Here is an 18594-nt window from a genome sequence, read left to right as displayed (position 1 = left end):
TATTACGTTTTTTCCCAGTTGTTTGTTGTGAAATTGTACTTTTTAATCACTTTTGCCGGGTTACCTACGGCCACGGAATATTCGGGAATATTCTTTGTAACCACGCTGCCCGCACCTATAATGGCATGCTTACCTATAGTTACGCCTGCGGTGATTACGCTATTGGCACCCACCCAAACATTGTCGCTAATAGTTATCTGTTTGGTTACCACTTTTTGTACCCTTGGTGGGAGAGTTACATCCTCATAGCCGTGGTTAAGGCCCGATATTACAATGTTTTGAGCAAGCATTACATAATTACCCATATTTACCGGGCCAATAATTACATTGCCTATACCGATGCCACAATTATCGCCTATTATCACGTCTCCAACGCCATTATTAATAGTCGCGAAATCTTCAATGATGCTTTTACTTCCTAATGAAAATTTATTGAAAGGGAATATATCTAAACGGGCATAATACCTTACAACGGCGCCTTTACCGCGATGGTGGTAAAAAGGAGTAATAAACCAACGTACCCATAGCCTTGGCCTTGATTCGCCGGTAGGTATCAGCATCCAATGAACTAAACTTTTTAACCTGGGGTTCGATTTTATTTGGGTTATTACTGACATCTGGTTTAATGCTATTGTGGTAATAATACTTTACTCATATTGTTACTTTCTTCCAGGCGTTTTTGTTGCACTGTATCCAGGCGTTTGCAAGCTACTATGATGGCAATTGCCAGGTAAAATATAATATTTGAAGGGTATTGTACAATAGCCTGTTGCGGAAAATTACCTATGTTAAAGGCAAAAATTACCAGTACCATAGCCATGCAATAGTTTTTAAGCCGGGGATCTTTAATGAGGAAGAAATAGTTGATCCCACTGCGTAATACCACAAAAAACAGTGTGCAAAAAAGGATTAATCCCACCCAGCCCATTTCAACAGCCACACGCACAAAACCACTATCCGGCGGAAATTTAGCCAGCATGGAATTTGGCGAGAAACGCCTGCCCCAAATACCTACCGAACCAAGGCCTCCGCCCAATGGGTGAGATAAAATGAAAGGCTTTATCCGCTTCTGATTTTCGGCCCTTACATTATACGAAGGATCATCCGATGGGCTAAAAGCGGTTTGGAACCTTTTAATTGATGGATTTGATGTTGGTACTACAATTAAAAAAGTAAGCATTAAACCGGCTATAATAGTTGACATCAATACCTTTCGGTTAAAATTAAGCACAGCTAATATAGCAAGCGAGGCAGGCAGCAAAACATAGGCCGCCCTTGTGCCCGAGTAAAGCATCACATACAGAAAAAATGCTGCTGTGCAACCTAAAATTATTTTTTTACGGGTGGCTATATTACCCATGGTAAGCGCTATACACAACAAGGCACCTATAACCATGTTATAGGAGAAGGTAACCGGATCTGAAAAAATGCCGAACTTACGCATGTGGCCGTTTATAAACAGTAAACCCACCCTAAGAGGATCGGAGTAAAGCCATTTTTTTTCAAAAGGTAAAAAACCAAAGTTTTCCTGCTGAAAGGCCGAAATAGCGGCAATAACATCAAGTAAAATCCAAAGTTTAAAAACGTATTTAATGAAGTTAACCGAGCGGATGTGATAAACAAACACAAAATACATGAGCATAATAAAGCCAACCGTGCGCACGGTATAAATCCATGCAAGTACGGATGAGGCAGATGGATTGGCTACCTCCAGCAGGTTGTACGCCAGCCATATTATAATCAAGGTACTGATTGGGTTTTTAAAGTAAGTCCAGTTATTTTCGCTTTTTTGCTTAATAAAAAAACCCAAAATAAGCAGGTAGGTTATTGCATCAAGTAAGGTTCCTATTGGTACCGCATCAGGTAAAAATTCTGAAACGTAATTGATAAAAAAGGAGGTGATTATTAATACGGTTATCCCAAATTGGGGATAGGCCACAATACCAAATAAAATTGGTAAGCCGAAGGTAATTACTACAATGGCGCCGAAGCCGATAATGCCGAGTTTATAAACTATCAGGCTGATAAACACTACTGCTAGTGCTAAAAAAACAAGCACAAACGGGTTAGAAAACTTTTGGATAAGCAGCCTTTGCCCAAATGTTACTTTTGCCTCGGTGTTATTTGTTTTATCAATCTGCATTTGTGGTAGACAAGGAAATTATAAAACCAAAATTTTTATTACCCAAACAAAAACACCTATAAAAGCTATTGCGATAGCTGCCTTACGCGATCTGTTTTGCAGTGGTGTTAAATTTTCAAAAGGATCTGGTTTTGCTTCAATAGGGTCTATTCTCATAATATTAAAGCTAAAAGGTGTATCAACAATAATTTAGAAATGGTTGTAATAGTAACTATTACTTTTTGAGATCAAAAGTTGCTTTATTTAACACCCAGCCGCCAAACTTACCGCCAAGATTTTTTAAAAATGCCAGGTGAGCTTTTTGCGCATTTGTTAAACTCCTGTTGGCCTCAAAAACAGCTATTGTTTTATTGGCAAACAACAACCACTCTTTTGATTTGTTTAAGGAGCTTAATGGCGCTGTATCAATAATTATTATATCGTATTTTGATCTAAGATTATCAAAGCGGCTTTTAATGAAAATTTCGTCGCCAATTTCAAGTAGGGTTACATCGCCGGCATGGTTACCTAAAACGTTTGATGTGCTGCTGCTTATTTCAACGTTATTAAAGGGCGTGTTTTTGAAATACTCTTCCAGGAACAAGGCAGGTTGCGTGGCCTGTGTAAGGGCGGGATTATCAAAGTTTCCATCAATCAGCAACACTTTTTTATTGATCATGGAGTAGGAGTAGGCCAGGCTGGTAGCAAACACGGTTTTACCGTCATGAGCCCCCATGCTTGTAACCGCTATCACCTTTTCTCCGCGAAGCTCCTGGTCAATTTCAAACCTTATTGATCGTAACAGTTCTTTATACTGTCGCATTTTATCGCGGTTCTCCACCTCCCAAAGTTTTCTAAGATCAAGGTTTGATCCATGTACTCTGTTAAGATATCCCAGCAATGGTAATTGTGTTTTATTAACCAGTTCGGCAGGTTCCTTAATGGTATCATCAAGGTAGAACAATAAAAACAAAACAAACAGGCAAACAAAAAGCACTGCTACGGCGCTTAAGCCAATAAGGAGCATTTTTTTTGACGGCTCCGGCGCTTCTGGCGCAGCTATTTCTACCTGTATCAGTTTAATGGAAAAGTTTGATTTAAGGTTAGTTTCGTTGTACTTGTTTAAAACTTCCAGGTATTCCTTACTGGCGATGTCGATATCAAAATCATAAGTTTTAACCTTCGCATCAAAGGGTACTAGACGGGCAAATTTTGTGTTTAGATCTGATAACTCACTATTGATAGATTGAATGCTGTATTTAGCCAGATCACGCGATACTTCCAGTGTTAATTTTTGCTTAACCAGGTCGTCTTTAGCTACAAGGGGGCTGCTTATGTATTTATCTGATGATTGATTGATTTCTGATGCTAATGCTTTTTGAACAGAATCTAATGCCGGTTTATATTTAGGATCGTAGTTGCTGCGTATATACCTGTTTTGGATGTTATGAAGTTCATCCTGGGTTGAGGTAATGGCCTGGTTATATTTGCTTATGGTTGACTCTAAATATTTCCTATCCGAAGGCTCAAATTTGCCATTGATGGTTTTAAGGGCACCCTCAAATGAAGCAATATTCTTTTCGGCTTCTTGTTTTTTATCATTATAAACAAGTATCTGGCTAAAAATAGCTTTTGACTGCTCATCAAGGTTTAATATGCCATTATCTATCTTGTATTTTTGAAGCTGAGTTGTCTTATTATTTAAGGCATTCCTTTTTTGATCCAGTAGTTCTGATAGAAAAGCGACCGCGTTTGATTCGTTTTTCTTTACTGTTTGTGTGTAGTAACTAATAAATTGCGTACACAATACGTTTACCACCGTTGCGGATAATTGTGGATTTTCTGAATCAAAACTTACGGATATAAAATCACTTTCATCATCCCTGAATATTAACAGTTCCTTACGCAGAGAAACGTCATCATATTTCATGGAGCGCAGCAGTTCGTTTAAAATGCTTTCCTGTTTGTTATAAAGCAATAAAGCTTCAAGGTGATCAAACTTATACTGGAAAACCTTTAGTGCCTGTTCCCGTTCATATTCATGCATTTCTGCAAGTTGCTTGCTGGGTTTTCGAAAAGGCGCATTTGGATTCTTGAGGTCATGTATGATTAGCGAGTAAGAAACCTGGTTAACCATTTTCTTTAACTTCATAATGGCCATGAGGTTACTAAACTCACTTAATACCTGTTGTTCCTGAACATTAGTATTGGCATCCTTATCAAGCAGGTGGCGCGATGCATCGATAATACCGGTTGCTATTTGCGCATGGGATACATAGTTATCCGGTAGTTTTTTAACAAAGTAAAATGATACAACTATGGTTGCAAGCGGTAAAAAAATTAGTATTAATCTGTATTTCTTTAAAAGCTTAAAAAAATTGGTTATCTCCATTTTTATTTAATATCCTCTAATTTAACACCCAATAGTTCTTCAAGATTGGTTTTGGTGGTCCACGTTGCTAATTCAGCTTGTACCATAAACGAATTTTGATTATAATAACTATTTAATTGCTCATTATAGATCTGAAAAGTTGTTTCTCCTTTTTGAAAGGAATATTTTAATTGCTTAACTGCGCTACTGGCGTCGGTTACGGCGCCCGAGCGTAACCTCAATTCGGTCATGGCAGAAAGGTAAGCAAAATAAAGTTTTCTTACCTGGGCTTCAAGGTTGAGCATGTACTCAGCCTGCTGGTATTGCGCAATTTTATAAGTTTCATGCGCTGCATTAGTAACTGCAGGGTTTTTAAGTAATTGACCGATACTCAATGTTATAGCCAGCTGGTAGCCTTTAAATATGGTGGGCTGCGCCTGGTTAACTAAATTTTGCGGACTATAAATATAAGATGCCGTTAATCCATCCAGCCAGGCAAATTTTGTTGCATTGTAATTGCTGTGAGCAGCATTTACCTGGCTTTGCCTTACTTTAACCTCGGGATAATTCTTTTTTGCAACGGCTACCAGTTTATCAAGATAGGCGAAATTGACATTGTTTATAAAAGTTTCCTGTGCATGTAATTGGTTAGAAAACAGGGTGATAGTTAATAAGAAACAAAAAATTCTTAAATGTTTAGTCATTGTTTATACTTTTTCTTTTTGAAAGAGGGCTGGCACCGTTCCAACAATAATCCGTAAATCTAACCAAATAGAGTACTTCTGAGCATAAAAGTTATCCAGTTTTTTCCGCTCTCTTTCAGACATATCCTCTTTGCCACGTTTGCTGATTTGCCACAAACCTGTTAAGCCGGCAGGGCCCAGGAAACGCATCGACCATTCGTTCGAGGTTAACATTTCGGCTTCATAAACAGGTAATGGTCTATTGCCAACTACAGACATATCGCCAACTAATATATTAAAGAGCTGCGGAAGTTCATCTAAGCTGGAGTTGCGTAAAAAGTTGCCAAGCTTTGTTATACGCGGATCGTTTTTAATTTTAACAAACGCAGCTTTATTGCCGCCTCCTCCTTCTGTTGCGTATTGATTATTCTCTGTTGATAATTGAGCCAATAGCTGATCCGCATCAGTCCTCATCGATCGGAATTTGTAAAAATCAAATACTTTGTAGCCTGTGCCAACGCGCTTACTTTTATAAAGCACCGGCCCTTTTGAATCAAGCTTTATAGCTATCGCTATAAGCAGGTAAAGTGGAGATAGGAAAAACAACATCGAACCTGATATGGTAAGGTCAATAATGCGTTTTCCAAACGGCATTTTATAAGTAGTATCAACCTCTTTTGAAAGTTCAAGTAACCTTGGTTTTATCAGCTTAAAGGTTACCAGGAAATTTAATCTTTCGCGCAGGTCATCAATAGAAAATGGGAGGCTATAAAAATCATGCACCTTCAGCTGCATCGCCTTTTTCTTAAGGGTATTATCGTTTTGAACAGATAGTAAAACAATGATAGAGCCATTGAGTAAAAAGCTTTTTTTAATTTCTTCAACCAAAGCAAAGCATTTTCCATGAGCATCTACTTCCATCAGGATAATATCCGGAACTGTTAAAATAGACTGCTCGCCCAGATAACGGTCAAGTTCGGCAATAGAATCGTTAAGATGGATATTGAAATTACTAAGGCCGGTTAATATAAGGTCTTTTAAAGCCAACCCAGCGTAAGCGATCTTAATGTGCGAACCGGAGTTTTCGTTCCAATCAGACGTTTGGTGATTCATAAACTTGTAAGAGTTGATTAATGGCTGATTTTAGCTCGTTAGGTTTAAATGGTTTGTGCATATATCCATCGATTTTAAATGGCATATTGCTTACCTGCTCATCCAGATCATGAGCAGCAGATAATAACAGAACAGGAATGTCGCGATAAAAACCACTTATCTTAACATTTTTAGCAAATGACTGGCCATCAAAATAAGGCATTTGAAGATCAGAAAGTATCAAGTCGGGCATATTGCCATCCTCCAACCAACCAAAGGCATCGATGCCATTGTTTTTAACAACAACATCATAATCTTTAGAAAGAATAAAATTGAGTAATTTTAGTATGCTTAAATCGTCATCGACAATTAGTAAGGTTCTCTTCATGTTATTGATTGGGGTGGATCTGAATTAAAAAGCAGTTATATGCATGTAATTGTTATCAATTTAATAAGTAGATCAGGCTTTAGGGTTTTTGCAAATGAATATTTAATTTAATGATTTGCAAAGCTAATAGGTGTACGTTAAAACAATGCACAGAGTTTTGTTTTTTGTAAATATTCATAAAATGTTTAACCTGATGTAGTGATTTAATCCATGTAAACAATTACTGTACCGAAAATACATATAAAATGCTTACTATATTTATATACGATTATTTTATTTACTATTAAGCAAATATGCCAGTTGCCCGCAGTGTTTAAAATTGACTAATTATGGGTTATAAGTAACGTATTATATTGGTTTATTTTCCCTATTGTGGAATATATTCCCGTTTGGGGTTAAAACTTATAAATTGGGCAAGTTTTTGCCTGATTGCTATTAAAGGTATTTTGAAGTTAAGCTTTAGCCGCTGTTGTGTTTTCTACAGATGTACAGGTGGGGATATCAACGCCTTGCTGCCTCAGGTGTGGTTTTTAAAAAGTCGTCCACTAAAACTCAATGGAGTATTGAGGCAATATTTGATGATAATAGTAAAAGTTCCTTAAGCTGGCTTAAGGAACTTTTACTATTTAATAAGAATAAGATATTCAATTAATTTTTTTGTTCGATAACGGATAAAATATTACCTGCTGGATCTTTAAACCAGGCAATGGTAGGGCCGCCGGCCGTAAATATTCCTTTTTCATTGGTTTTAAAATTTTCCTCGTTATAAACAATGAATTTTACACCACGTGCTGTAAGTTCATCAACTGTTTTTTCCACATCATTTACAGGGAAATTGAGTATGGTAAAAGTGGCAGGCACGTGGTTGGGCTTTGGATATATGATGATATAGTTTTCACCGGTAAGTTGCAAACTTATTAAACCTCCCATTGCTTCGTTCTTTACTTCGAGTCCGAGGATTTGACCATAAAACTCTTTGGCTTTTGCAGTGTCGTTTACAGAAAATCCGCTAAATGCTTTACTGTCTTTTAACATAATAGTTCTCCTTTATTATAACAATTAGTCAAGTTGGTTTTTGTTTTGCATGGTAGGGATTAATCTACCAGTACCTCAGCGTGATAACCAAAATCTTTTAAAAAAAGGATCAATGCCTTCGATCTGATAGTGCCCTTTTTACACTGTACACGCAAAATATTATCGCAATCATCAAGATCAAAATTGGCATTATAGCCCGAGAATGTTTTATGAATGTGATCTAATAAAATTTTAGCGTATTTGCGCTTGTTTACATTGGTTTTAAAAACTTCTACCGTCATAATAGTTTGTTTTTTATTCCGTGAGTAAGGTGCTTATTTTGAAACGAACAAGGGCGCGTATTTATCGCGCTGGGTATAGGCCAGGAATAAAACCCCAAGTAGCAACGGGATTACACTGGTAAGGCCCGAAGGTGCCAAAAATGCGTTGACTAACACAATATTTAGCATTACCGGGAACAGAACTACCAAAGCCAGCGCAACGTATCTGCCGAATAACAAAAATAATGCACAAACCAACTCTGTTATTTTTATAAGCATCATTAAGTAGCCCGAAGCCTCAAGTCCGTCATTAAACACTTTCATGTTGCCGGTTACAGGTGGCATCTGGAATGCATGAAAATAGACCATTAAAAACCAGCTTACCGAAGCAAACAGGAACATTAAGGCAACAAGGGTACGTACAATAATTACTGCGATCTTCATGTTTTAAAGTTAAATTATTATTGATTTTTAGTTTTAGGATTTACTTCAATTTGGTTGAACTTTTTCCAGAAATAGTAGGTTGCAAATAAAAATACAACTATTACAATTGGCGGTATAAGATCGGCCGGGCCATCACCAACAAAAGCTCTGGATGCAATTGCTCCAAGGAAATTAAAAGCGAAACCGGCATATGCCCATTCTTTTATTGCTTTGAATTTGTTTTGTAATATGGCAATTACACCCAATAGCTTGGCAACCCCAACAATAACCATGAAATAAACCGGGTAACCCAGGTGTTGCAATACGTCAACACCTGCCTGTTGTTTTGTAACGCCGCCGTAACCATCCCCGGCCATTGATAAAGCAAGTAAAACGGTTAATATCCAATAGGTGATCTTAATTGTTTTCGCGCTCATATTATCAATATTTACTGCGGGCGGTTAGGTGAATAGCTTACCATCCATGAAATACCAAATTTATCAGAAAACCATCCGAAAAGATCGCCCCATGAAGCTGGAGAAAGTGGAACCATTATATTGCCACCTGCAGATAAAGCATTGAATAATGTGTTTGCTTCTTCTTCGCTTTCTGCAGTTAAAGATAGGTGAAAATTGTTGCCTTGTTTATAGCCCATGCCCATTTCGCCAACACTATCTGTAGCCATTAGTATGTTGCCTTTGCCAATTGGGAGCGCTATATGCATCAGTTTTTCTTTATCTTCTTCGGCTATATGCCCTGCCTCGGGAGAATCTTTAAAGCGCATTACGGTCAGAAACTCACCACCAAAAATTGATTTGTAAAAATTGAAAGCTTCCTCGGTATTGCCGGGGAAATTTAAGTACGGATTAAGTGTTGCCATTTTTAAGGTTTTTAGTTTATAATTTTTTGTGATTTACAGAAGTAAATTTACTGCGATTAAAGATAATTAAACAGGGCAGAATACGACAATTATGGGGTTAAATTATGACAGAAATTATTTTTCAGATATGAATCTATATAAATAAGGGGCTTTATGGGCTCCACCGGTCCATTTTTTTGCGGTTCGCTCTAATATCCCCAGGCCCAGTATTTTACGCTGGAAAGCTGCGCGGATAAGTTTCTTATTTAAAATTGTTTCATACAGACTTTGCAAATCGCCCATGGTAAAGTCATCGGTTAATAAATTAAAGCCGATAAGTTTTTGATCGAGGTTTGCCTGTAAAGTTTCCAGCGCTTTTTTAATGATGAGGTTATGATCCTGCATCAGCTCGGGTAAATTATCCAAACCAAACCAATCGCAGCTATCAGATATACTGTCGGGAGTGGGGATAGCTTTTGTAAAATCAACCAGGGCATAATAGCCAACAGATACAAAGCGTTTCAGCAGCCAATGGTCATCCGGCGGTGTAACCCCTCTAACTGCCATGATCGCCTTCAGCGGGGCAGTATCGTGCCGGCTTTTATCGCCAAAAACATAAAACTGATCCAAAAAGATATTGGTTAAGCCTGTACGGTCAAACAAAACCCGGCGGGCCGCTTCGTTTACATCCTCAGTATCGTGTACAAAACCACCCGGTAAGGCAAACAGACCTGTGTTTTTGTAGGTGAGCAGCAATACCTTTAGCTGATTATCATGAAAACCAAAAATAACAGCATCAATAGCCAAACCGGGTAAATAACCATGGCCGTGGGCATTAGCTTCCTGGTTTCTGAATTTGTTACTCATACATTATAAATAAAACTTACAGCAAATAACAAAAAAAAATGTTACCCCCGGATAAAATTAATTACTATTGTAACAAAATGATACAATAAGATATCTTATCTTCGTATTAAACCAAAAAACTTAATTATACCCATATGATGAAACCATTTTTAGCAGTACTACTGCTGGTACAAATTGCCACTGTAGAGGTAATTGCACAAACAAACCAGGTAACCGTTGAGAATGGTACCCTGGAGGGAATAAAAGATACAGGCTCGCCTATCACTGTTTTTAAAGGAATTCCGTTTGCCCAACCACCCGTTGGCGATTTGCGCTGGAAAGAACCACAGCCTGCAAAAAACTGGGATGGTGTGCGCAAAGCCGATCATTTTGGAAACAACCCAATGCAACGTCCAATCTTTGGCGATATGGGGTTCCGTTCTTCGGGTATGAGCGAAGATTGCTTGTACCTTAACGTTTGGACGCCTGCTAAAACCATGAAAGAAAAATTACCGGTACTTGTTTATTTTTATGGGGGAGGCCTTGCTGCCGGTGATGGATCTGAACCTCGTTATGATGGTGAAAGTATGGCTAAAAAAGGTATCGTTGTGCTTACCGTGAATTACAGATTAGGTGTTTTTGGCTTTTTTTCGCACCCCGAATTAACCAAAGAGTCGCCTAATCATTCATCAGGCAACTATGGATATCTTGATCAAAACGCGGCCTTACTGTGGGTTCAAAAAAACGTAGCCAAATTTGGTGGCGACCCTAAACATGTAACTATAGCAGGTGAGTCGGCAGGTTCTATATCTGTATCGGTACAAATGGCATCGCCGTTATCAAAAGACCTGATTATGGGCGCAATCGGCGAAAGCGGCGCGGGTATAAAACCAACATTAAACTCCATACCACTGGCCGATGCCGAGAAAAATGGAGTAACGTTTGCCGCCCATGTAAAAGCCGGTTCATTGGCTGAATTAAGGGCAATATCCGCGGCAGATCTGCTCGACGCTGTTTTTAAACCAGGCTCAACGCCAATGACGCCTACAATTGATGGTTATTTATTGTCAAAATCATTACCTGCTATTTTTGAAGCAGGCGAACAAGCTAAAATACCTATCCTGGTTGGATGGAATTCGGCCGAAGTACCATACCAGTTTTTAATGCGTGCCGATGCACCAACATTGGAGAATTACAAAAAGACGCTTGCAACTACATATGGTGATAAGGCTGATGAGGCGATGAAATTATATCCCGCCTCAACAGATGAGGAAGTTATTAAATCGGCTACAGCATTATCAAGTGATAGGTTTATTGTATACAGCACCTGGAAATGGGCCGATTTGCAAATTCAGACAGGCGGCAAACCGGTTTATCGTTATTGCTTTTCCCGTATCCGCCCGGCCATGACTGCGCAAATGGGTAATGCCACACCGGGTCTTGCCGGGGGAGTTGTGAAAGGAGACGCTGCGAAACCTGCTCCAAAAGCACCGGCGCAAATTGGCGCTGCGCATGCATCAGAAATTGAATACGCCATGGGTAACCTGGCGAGTAACAAAGTGTACGCCTGGACACCTGATGACTACAAGGTATCAGAAACCATGGAAAACTACTTTGCCAACTTTATTAAAACCGGTAATCCAAACGGATCTGGTTTGCCCAAATGGGATGCCAATACTGGTAAAAGCCCGGTTAAGTTTATGGATATCAATGTAAAAAGTGAGCAGAAAACTGAAAATGACAGGGCCAGGTATTTGTTTCTTGATCAGGAGTACATGAAATAACAATTTTGTGCAGGGTGATTTAATGATCCCGGTTGCTGTGGGGGCGCCGGGATTTTTTTTACCTTTTTGTTAACGCGATTTTAACGCCCATCAGCACAAAAACTACAGCCGAGAATTTATTAAGCCAAACGCCAAATAAAGGGCGTTGCTTTAACCGGATTGACAATGAACCAGCAAAAAAAGTGAGTATTATAAACCATACTAAACTCGTCAAAGCATAGGTAGCCCCAAGCAATACAAAAGGTAATGCATCATGGATGTAGGCAGGCTGTATAAACTGCGGAAAGAAAGCCAGGAAGAAAATGGCCACTTTGGGATTTAACGCATTGGTAAGCACGGCAGATAAATATGTTTTCCTTACAGGTTCAGGTAAAGCAGGTATATCTTGTTGTACAACTTCATTCTTTGAAAATAATTTGGCAATCCCCAGGCAAACTAAATAAGCGGCGCCCGCATATTTAACAAAACTAAATGCCATTGCCGATTGCGAAAGTATTAGCGACAATCCAAAAGCGGCCAGGGTGGTATGCACAAGCACACCTGTAGTAATACCTAATGTTGAGTAAATACCAGACTTTTTTCCCTGGGCAATAGCTTTATTGAGCACAAAAATAGTGTCGATGCCAGGAGATATTATAAACAGGAAAGATGTTAGCAGAAAAGCAGTGAAGTTGATGATTCCCATAATGCAAAGGTAATTATATGAGAACTTAAAGAAAGCTTTTTGCTTTTTACTAATTTTTAATAGGTTAGCATTTGATATGAGCACATTCGCAGATAGGATAATCAATTTTAATAAACAGCTTGAATATAGGGGCATTCTTCCACCCGGAATCAGTATCATGAATCCCTTTAGGGATAATGATTTTGCATTTGACGTTTCATCTCAGTTTTACAATAAGTATTATAACGATAACCATCCAAGGCATTTAATCCTTGGCATAAATCCCGGGAGGTTTGGTTCAGGAATGACGGGTGTTGCCTTTACGGATCCTAAACGGATGATCAATCAATGCCATATCCCATATAATGGCCCTATAACCCACGAGCCATCATCAGAGTATGTGTATGAGGTGATCAACGCTTTTGGTGGTATTGCAGCGTTTTATCAGCAGTTTTATATCCATTCGGTTTGTCCGCTTGGTTTTACAATAACCGGTACTGCAGGTAAGGAGGTAAATTATAATTACTATGATACGCCGGCGTTAACCAAAGCGGTGTATCCTTTTATCGTTGAAAATATTCAAAAACAAATAGACCTGGGTTTCGAAACTGATATTTGCTTTTGCTTCGGCACAGGAAAGAACGAGGCTTTTTTGCAAAAGCTAAATGAAGAAAAGAAATTCTTTAAGCAGATCATCGCCCTTGAACATCCCCGCTTTATAATGCAATACAAATCAAAAACAAAACAGGATTATATAGCCAAATACCTTGAAAAATTTAATGCGGCTATAATTTAACCAATTTATTTCGAGCTGATATCGCGATGATGGTCATCAAACTCTTTACCAGTAGCATGATACTCCCTGATGAGTTTGGCCAATTGCTTTAATTCAAAATCCGTTAATTCTGTACCGCCGGAATAGTGATAACCGGGATCTGCATCATCTAAAAATATGGCGCCCAAATATCCTTTATCAAAAGTTTTCGAGCTGTCAATTTCTTTATATAGTTTATAGGTGCCTGCATTATTACCTTCAACCTTATTGATATCCGCCGGATCTATTGCAATGGTGATATGAGTTCCGTCTTCTTTGTTTATACCGAATGTTACGCCACTTGTTATCATGATTAATATATTTAATTATTAAACACAGCAATGCCGCGATTGTTACGAATTGACGCTAAATAACATGAGCTACAGTGCCCGATTATATCCATTTGTTAACTACTTTTTACTGGTTTAGATTGATAGAATTTGTTTTAATTAGCGACAATCAAAAACAGTTAAAGTTGATTGTGAAAAAAAAGCTTAGGTAATTCTTTAACTTCATGGCCACGAGTTTGATTTTAGCCTGATCAGAATGATTTTCCAACCAGATTGAATTTTAACCAGGCATTAATAGCTATACTTTGCATACAGTAATTTCGTAACATTTTATTAACTTTTACAATAAAATTAAAAAGTTTTGATATGTTTATAAAATAATTACCATCGATTATCGCACCCATAAAAACATAGTTGTTTGCTTTATTTTGGTAGGCTGATCGATCAGATTTATTTCAGAACTTTATTAATAAAACAAACCATCAATGATAGCTTTTGCTAAAAAACTTACTCCTTTTAAGCTGGTGATATTATTAGTATGCGCCTCTGTTACATCAAATGCGCAGGATGCCACTAAGTTTCCTTTAATTCCTTATCCAAATCAACTGGTTATGGGGAGTGGCTCTTTTATTATAACATCAAAAACACCAATTGTAATAGCTAAAGAATTTGGCCGTGAAGCTTTAGAGCTCAACAATATACTGCAAAGGGGTTTAGGCAAACCGTTATTGTTGAGTAAAGTTAATAAGTCTCATGCTATAAAATTGATTTACGATGCCAGCATTACTGCGTCAGAAACATATACCTTAAATATAACTCAAAATGAAGTAGTAATCAGAGCGAAGGACGGCGCCGGAGTTTTTCATGCGGTGGAAACTATACGGCAATTACTGCCGGTTTCTGTTGAAACAGGCATGCTTCATAAGCAATTAACTTTACCCGCAGTAGCTATACAAGATCAACCAGCTTACGAATGGCGGGGCATGCATTTAGATGTTTCCCGTCACTTCTTCTCGGTAAGCTATCTCAAAAAGTTTATTGACAGGATGGCGCTTTATAAAATGAACAAGCTGCACCTGCATTTAACTGACGACCAGGGCTGGCGCATCGAAATAAAAAAATATCCCAAACTAACCGAAGAAGGGGCATGGCGTACATTCAACAACCAGGATTCGTCATGTATGAAACGCGCTAAAGATAATCCGGATTTTATTATTGATAAAGAGCACATCATTCAGCGCGGTGGTAAAACCCTGTATGGTGGTTTCTATACCCAGCAGGAGATGAAAGGGATTGTGGCCTATGCAACTGCAAAGCACATTGATATCATCCCCGAAATTGATATGCCCGGGCACATGATGGCGGCAATTAACTCATACCCGTTTTTAACCTGCAACGGCGAAAATAAATGGGGTACGCTTTTTACCAAACCTATTTGCCCATGTAACGAAACTACATTTGAATTTGCCCAAAACGTGTTCAGCGAAATAATGGACATCTTTCCATCCAAATACATCCACATTGGTGGCGATGAAGTTGACCGTACTGACTGGGGCAAATCTGATGCCTGTAAAGCCCTGATGGAGCGCGAGGGTATCAAAGATCTGCCCGCGCTACAAAGCTATTTCATTAACCGGATGGAGAAGTTTTTTAACTCAAAAGGCCGTAAATTAATAGGATGGGATGAGATAATAGAAGGCGGTATCAGTCCAACTGCAATTGTAATGTATTGGCGTACCTGGGTACCTCAGGCTCCGGTAAAAGCGGTTAAAAATGGAAATACGGTGATCATGACACCTGGCGAACCTTTATACTTTGATAACCAGGCCGATCAGTATTCTATTTATAAGGTTTATCATTTTAATCCTATCCCACAGGTTTTAAATGCCGAAGAAGCGAAGTCGATAATAGGAGCGCAGGCAAACATCTGGACAGAACAAATCCCGTCAGAGCGCCGCGCCGATTATATGTATATGCCAAGGATGACTGCACTGGCAGAATTGCTGTGGACGAATAAACAAGACAAATATGATTCTTATTTAGAGCGCCTGGTGCAGCAATATAGCAGAATGGACGCCTTGAAGATCAATTATCGTTTGCCTGATCTGCCTAACCTTTTAAACGAATACGCATTTACAGATGAAGGCAAATTAAGCATCACCTCACCATTAAAAAGTCTGACACTCCGTTACACCACCGATGGTACTTTGCCCGATGTTAAATCGCCTGTTTTGCCGTATCCATTAATTATCAAAAAAACGGAGTTAGTAAAAGTTGCAGCCTTTACACCAACAGGTACCCGTGGGGATGTTTATAGCCTTAACTATACCCAACAACATATGCTTGGTGCTGTAAAAATAAACCCACCCAAAGCGGGATTGGCTTGCACTTACTATAAAGCCTATTTTAAAGAAACGGCTTTAATGAAGGATGCCAAAGCCGATAGTGTTTTTGTATCTGATAAAATTGAAGTACCCGCTACAGTAAAGGCGCCCTCATTTGGCATTACTTATAAGGGATACATTGATGTACCCGCTGATGGTATTTATAGTTTTTATTTAACCTGCGATGATGGTGGTGTATTAAACGTAGGCCCCAATGTGGTTGTAAATAACGATGGTAACCACTCTGCCCAGGAACGCAGCGGGCAAATTGCTTTAAAGATGGGAGCGCACCCCTTCAAACTTGATTTTATTGAAGGTGGAGGTGGTTTTACCTTGAAATTAAAATACAGTGTTAATGGTTCTGCTCCGCAGGATGTACCGGCCGATTGGTTTAAAAATTAAATATCCATTTATGAAGAAGTTTACAGGCATAGCTTTATTATTACTTATTATCCACCTAAAAGGTTTTAGCCAAACCGCGCCCAAACCTTATGGTGTTTTGCCTACAAAGGGGCAGTTAAACTGGCAGCAGATGGAAATGTATTGCATTATTCACTATGGTGTTGATGTGTATACCAATAAGGAGTGGGGCTATGGAGATGAAGATCCAAAGCTCATTAACCCTTCGCAATTTAGCGCGTTACAGATAGTAGCGGCTGCCAAGGCTGGTGGTTTTAAAGGTGTGGTGGTTGTAGCCAAGCACCATGATGGTTTTTGCATTTGGCCAACAAAAACAACTGAGCATAATATTTCAAAAAGCCCATACAAAAACGGTAAGGGCGATATGATGAAAGAATACCGTGAGGCTTGCGATAAATTAGGCATGCAGTTAGGTGTTTATTGCTCTCCATGGGATAGAAACAACCCTAACTATGGTACGGCCGAATATATAAAGATCTATCGCGAGCAACTGAAAGAACTGTATACCAATTATGGTCCGCTTTTTATTTCATGGCATGATGGTGCTAATGGTGGCGATGGCTATTATGGTGGCAAACGGGAAGTAAGAAAGATTGATCGTTCCACTTATTATGGCTGGGATACAACCTGGGCAATTACCCGTAAACTACAGCCCAATGCGGTTATATTTGGCGATGTTGGCCCCGATGTACGTTGGGTTGGTAACGAGGAAGGTCATGCCGGCGAAACCTGCTGGGCAACATATACTCCGCATGCCCCCGAAGAAGGTAAGAAACCGGGCAATGGCTTTGTTAAAGATTACGAAGGAACAGAAGGAACCCATAATGGCGATTACTGGATGCCCGCAGAGTGCGATGTATCATTAAGGCCAGGCTGGTTTTACCACAAAACCCAGGATGATGGCGTAAAATCGCCATATACCTTGCTTGATCTTTATTATAAAAGTGTAGGTCGCGGTGCGGCGCTTGATTTGGGTTTGTCTCCTGATCCGCGGGGAATAGTAAACGAGATTGACGTTAAATCACTTACCGAATTTGGTAAACTATTGAAACAAACTTTTGCTGTTAACCTGGCAAAGGGGGCAACCATTACGGCAAGCAATGTGCGTGGTGGCAACAAAGCTAAATATGGTCCGCAGTTTTTGGTTGATAATGATCGTTATAGTTATTGGGCTACAGATGATAAGGTAACAGCAGCCAATGTGGTTATTGATTTGCATGCGCCTAAAACCTTTAATGTGATGAGGCTGCGCGAAAATATTAAATTGGGCCAACGTATTGAGGCTTTGGAGGTGGATGCTTATATAAATGGCAAATGGCAGCAAATAGGCACCGCAACAAGTATTGGTGGAAACAGGCTGATCCGCTTAACGCAGAATATAATTTCAAATAAAATCAGGATAAGAGTGACCAAATCCCCCGTATCTATTGCTTTAAGTGATATTGGATTATTTAAGGAGCCGGTGCACCTGACAGTTCCAAAAATAGTTCGGAATAAAAAAGGTGAGGTAAGTATTACCACCGAAGCACCCGTAAGTGCAATTCGTTATACTTTAAACGGGCAGGACCCAACACAAAGTTCGCCATTATATACAAAACCATTTACGGTAATTGATGATGGAGTAGTTAAGGCAAGGAGTTTTGAAGGTAAATCACAAAAAAGTGATGTAACATTTATATCGTTGGGCTATGCTAAAGCTGATTGGAAAGTTTTGGGCGCTGCTGCCGCCAATGATAACGGCAACCGGCCCGAAAATGCTATAGATGAACATCCCGGCACATTGTATAGCACATTGCAAAAAGATGCTGCCATTTATCCACAACAAATAACGATTGATATGGGTAAAGCTCATGATATTAAAGCCTTTGGCTATTTACCAAGGCAGGATAAACAAGCCGACGGAATTGTTGATAGCTATGTGTTTTACATCAGTAACGATGGCAAGGAGTGGATTAAAGCAGCATCAGGCGAGTTCTCCAATATCAAGTCAAATCCAATTGAGCAGCCTGTGGTTTTGAGCAAACCCGTTAACGCAAGATATTTTAAATTTGAGGCTACAAGAGTAATTGCAGGTAATGGTATTACTGTAGCCGAATTAAGCGTTTATTAATAAACTATTATGTGCTGTGATTTAGGTTTGAAAAATATTATAAACCACA

Annotated in this window: 19 protein-coding genes; 4 read left to right on the top strand and 15 right to left on the bottom strand. The window is 39.1% G+C overall.

What is annotated here, in order from left to right; all coding sequences use genetic code 11:
- Positions 1 to 2: 2 nt before the first annotated feature.
- The 13 genes from Q0R88_RS13845 to Q0R88_RS13785 all read right to left on the bottom strand — a co-directional run bounded on the left by Q0R88_RS13845 (position 3) and on the right by Q0R88_RS13785 (position 10100).
- A complete protein-coding gene (locus Q0R88_RS13845; protein WP_295716996.1) occupies positions 3 to 617 on the bottom strand; it encodes an acyltransferase in 615 nt (204 codons plus the stop codon).
- A gap of 11 nt (positions 618 to 628) precedes the next feature.
- Positions 629 to 2143: an O-antigen ligase family protein gene (locus Q0R88_RS13840; protein ID WP_295716994.1), complete on the bottom strand. Its 1515-nt coding sequence runs from the start codon at positions 2141 to 2143 to the stop codon at positions 629 to 631.
- A gap of 18 nt (positions 2144 to 2161) precedes the next feature.
- Positions 2162 to 2299 (bottom strand): hypothetical protein, encoded by a 138-nt coding sequence (locus tag Q0R88_RS13835; protein WP_295716992.1) that lies wholly within the window; start codon positions 2297 to 2299, stop codon positions 2162 to 2164.
- 58 nt (positions 2300 to 2357) lie between these two features.
- Positions 2358 to 4514, bottom strand: a complete 2157-nt coding sequence (locus tag Q0R88_RS13830) for an AAA family ATPase (RefSeq protein ID WP_295716990.1) — start codon at positions 4512 to 4514, stop codon at positions 2358 to 2360.
- 2 nt (positions 4515 to 4516) lie between these two features.
- Positions 4517 to 5197: a TolC family protein gene (locus tag Q0R88_RS13825; protein ID WP_295716989.1), complete on the bottom strand. Its 681-nt coding sequence runs from the start codon at positions 5195 to 5197 to the stop codon at positions 4517 to 4519.
- A gap of 3 nt (positions 5198 to 5200) precedes the next feature.
- The gene (locus Q0R88_RS13820) at positions 5201 to 6289 is read right to left on the bottom strand and encodes a sugar transferase (protein WP_295716987.1); all 1089 of its coding nucleotides are present in this window, start codon (positions 6287 to 6289) and stop codon (positions 5201 to 5203) included.
- Entirely contained in the window at positions 6270 to 6656 is a 387-nt protein-coding gene (locus Q0R88_RS13815; protein ID WP_295716986.1) for a response regulator, read from the bottom strand. The genes Q0R88_RS13820 and Q0R88_RS13815 overlap by 20 nt, the downstream gene beginning before the upstream one ends.
- A 648-nt stretch (positions 6657 to 7304) precedes the next feature.
- Positions 7305 to 7691, bottom strand: a complete 387-nt coding sequence (locus tag Q0R88_RS13810; protein ID WP_295716984.1) for a VOC family protein — start codon at positions 7689 to 7691, stop codon at positions 7305 to 7307.
- Positions 7692 to 7750: 59 nt separating this feature from the next.
- On the bottom strand, positions 7751 to 7972 hold the full coding sequence (locus tag Q0R88_RS13805; protein WP_295716982.1) for a hypothetical protein: 222 nt from the start codon (positions 7970 to 7972) through the stop codon (positions 7751 to 7753).
- A gap of 33 nt (positions 7973 to 8005) precedes the next feature.
- A complete protein-coding gene (locus tag Q0R88_RS13800) occupies positions 8006 to 8395 on the bottom strand; it encodes a DoxX family protein (RefSeq protein ID WP_295716980.1) in 390 nt (129 codons plus the stop codon).
- A 17-nt stretch (positions 8396 to 8412) separates the two neighbouring features.
- On the bottom strand, positions 8413 to 8811 hold the full coding sequence (locus Q0R88_RS13795; RefSeq protein WP_295716978.1) for a DoxX family protein: 399 nt from the start codon (positions 8809 to 8811) through the stop codon (positions 8413 to 8415).
- Positions 8812 to 8822: 11 nt separating this feature from the next.
- Positions 8823 to 9254 carry a VOC family protein gene (locus Q0R88_RS13790; RefSeq protein ID WP_295716974.1) on the bottom strand — a complete coding sequence of 144 codons (432 nt, stop codon included), beginning with the start codon at positions 9252 to 9254 and terminating at the stop codon, positions 8823 to 8825.
- Positions 9255 to 9368: 114 nt separating this feature from the next.
- Positions 9369 to 10100: an NUDIX domain-containing protein gene (locus Q0R88_RS13785; RefSeq protein WP_295716972.1), complete on the bottom strand. Its 732-nt coding sequence runs from the start codon at positions 10098 to 10100 to the stop codon at positions 9369 to 9371.
- Positions 10101 to 10234: 134 nt separating this feature from the next.
- Here Q0R88_RS13785 and Q0R88_RS13780 point away from each other — a divergent pair, with 134 nt between their 5' ends.
- Positions 10235 to 11863 (top strand): carboxylesterase family protein, encoded by a 1629-nt coding sequence (locus Q0R88_RS13780; protein ID WP_295716971.1) that lies wholly within the window; start codon positions 10235 to 10237, stop codon positions 11861 to 11863.
- A gap of 58 nt (positions 11864 to 11921) precedes the next feature.
- Here the strand turns inward: Q0R88_RS13780 and Q0R88_RS13775 are convergent, their stop codons facing one another.
- Positions 11922 to 12548: a LysE family translocator gene (locus tag Q0R88_RS13775; protein WP_295716970.1), complete on the bottom strand. Its 627-nt coding sequence runs from the start codon at positions 12546 to 12548 to the stop codon at positions 11922 to 11924.
- A gap of 76 nt (positions 12549 to 12624) precedes the next feature.
- Here Q0R88_RS13775 and Q0R88_RS13770 point away from each other — a divergent pair, with 76 nt between their 5' ends.
- Entirely contained in the window at positions 12625 to 13323 is a 699-nt protein-coding gene (locus Q0R88_RS13770) for a uracil-DNA glycosylase family protein (RefSeq protein WP_295716968.1), read from the top strand.
- A 5-nt stretch (positions 13324 to 13328) separates the two neighbouring features.
- On the opposite strand, the gene Q0R88_RS13765 is transcribed toward Q0R88_RS13770, so the two are convergent.
- Positions 13329 to 13652 (bottom strand): hypothetical protein, encoded by a 324-nt coding sequence (locus Q0R88_RS13765; RefSeq protein WP_295716967.1) that lies wholly within the window; start codon positions 13650 to 13652, stop codon positions 13329 to 13331.
- 464 nt (positions 13653 to 14116) lie between these two features.
- Between Q0R88_RS13765 and Q0R88_RS13760 the strand changes: the two genes are divergently transcribed.
- On the top strand, positions 14117 to 16417 hold the full coding sequence (locus Q0R88_RS13760; RefSeq protein WP_295716966.1) for a family 20 glycosylhydrolase: 2301 nt from the start codon (positions 14117 to 14119) through the stop codon (positions 16415 to 16417).
- Positions 16418 to 16427: 10 nt separating this feature from the next.
- Positions 16428 to 18545 (top strand): alpha-L-fucosidase, encoded by a 2118-nt coding sequence (locus Q0R88_RS13755; protein ID WP_295716964.1) that lies wholly within the window; start codon positions 16428 to 16430, stop codon positions 18543 to 18545.
- Positions 18546 to 18594 lie beyond the last annotated feature (49 nt).

Origin of the sequence: Mucilaginibacter sp., from assembly GCF_025362475.1 — a bacterium.
In the GTDB taxonomy this organism is placed as follows: Bacteria; Bacteroidota; Bacteroidia; order Sphingobacteriales; family Sphingobacteriaceae; genus Mucilaginibacter.
This window is presented reverse-complemented; position numbering and strand designations above follow the sequence as displayed.

Excerpts from the sequence above, each read along its gene's own strand:
- Q0R88_RS13795 (WP_295716978.1), bottom strand. The coding sequence starts at position 8,811 with ATGAGCGCGAAAACAATTAAGATCACCTATTGGATATTAACCGTTTTA.
- Q0R88_RS13815 (WP_295716986.1), bottom strand. The coding sequence starts at position 6,656 with ATGAAGAGAACCTTACTAATTGTCGATGACGATTTAAGCATACTAAAA.
- Q0R88_RS13845 (WP_295716996.1), bottom strand. The coding sequence starts at position 617 with ATGTCAGTAATAACCCAAATAAAATCGAACCCCAGGTTAAAAAGTTTA.
- Q0R88_RS13820 (WP_295716987.1), bottom strand. The coding sequence starts at position 6,289 with ATGAATCACCAAACGTCTGATTGGAACGAAAACTCCGGTTCGCACATT.
- Q0R88_RS13790 (WP_295716974.1), bottom strand. The coding sequence starts at position 9,254 with ATGGCAACACTTAATCCGTACTTAAATTTCCCCGGCAATACCGAGGAA.
- Q0R88_RS13780 (WP_295716971.1), top strand. The coding sequence starts at position 10,235 with ATGATGAAACCATTTTTAGCAGTACTACTGCTGGTACAAATTGCCACT.
- Q0R88_RS13755 (WP_295716964.1), top strand. The coding sequence starts at position 16,428 with ATGAAGAAGTTTACAGGCATAGCTTTATTATTACTTATTATCCACCTA.
- Q0R88_RS13840 (WP_295716994.1), bottom strand. The coding sequence starts at position 2,143 with ATGCAGATTGATAAAACAAATAACACCGAGGCAAAAGTAACATTTGGG.
- Q0R88_RS13825 (WP_295716989.1), bottom strand. The coding sequence starts at position 5,197 with ATGACTAAACATTTAAGAATTTTTTGTTTCTTATTAACTATCACCCTG.
- Q0R88_RS13785 (WP_295716972.1), bottom strand. The coding sequence starts at position 10,100 with ATGAGTAACAAATTCAGAAACCAGGAAGCTAATGCCCACGGCCATGGT.
- Q0R88_RS13760 (WP_295716966.1), top strand. The coding sequence starts at position 14,117 with ATGATAGCTTTTGCTAAAAAACTTACTCCTTTTAAGCTGGTGATATTA.
- Q0R88_RS13810 (WP_295716984.1), bottom strand. The coding sequence starts at position 7,691 with ATGTTAAAAGACAGTAAAGCATTTAGCGGATTTTCTGTAAACGACACT.
- Q0R88_RS13770 (WP_295716968.1), top strand. The coding sequence starts at position 12,625 with ATGAGCACATTCGCAGATAGGATAATCAATTTTAATAAACAGCTTGAA.
- Q0R88_RS13830 (WP_295716990.1), bottom strand. The coding sequence starts at position 4,514 with ATGGAGATAACCAATTTTTTTAAGCTTTTAAAGAAATACAGATTAATA.
- Q0R88_RS13775 (WP_295716970.1), bottom strand. The coding sequence starts at position 12,548 with ATGGGAATCATCAACTTCACTGCTTTTCTGCTAACATCTTTCCTGTTT.
- Q0R88_RS13800 (WP_295716980.1), bottom strand. The coding sequence starts at position 8,395 with ATGAAGATCGCAGTAATTATTGTACGTACCCTTGTTGCCTTAATGTTC.
- Q0R88_RS13835 (WP_295716992.1), bottom strand. The coding sequence starts at position 2,299 with ATGAGAATAGACCCTATTGAAGCAAAACCAGATCCTTTTGAAAATTTA.
- Q0R88_RS13805 (WP_295716982.1), bottom strand. The coding sequence starts at position 7,972 with ATGACGGTAGAAGTTTTTAAAACCAATGTAAACAAGCGCAAATACGCT.
- Q0R88_RS13765 (WP_295716967.1), bottom strand. The coding sequence starts at position 13,652 with ATGATAACAAGTGGCGTAACATTCGGTATAAACAAAGAAGACGGAACT.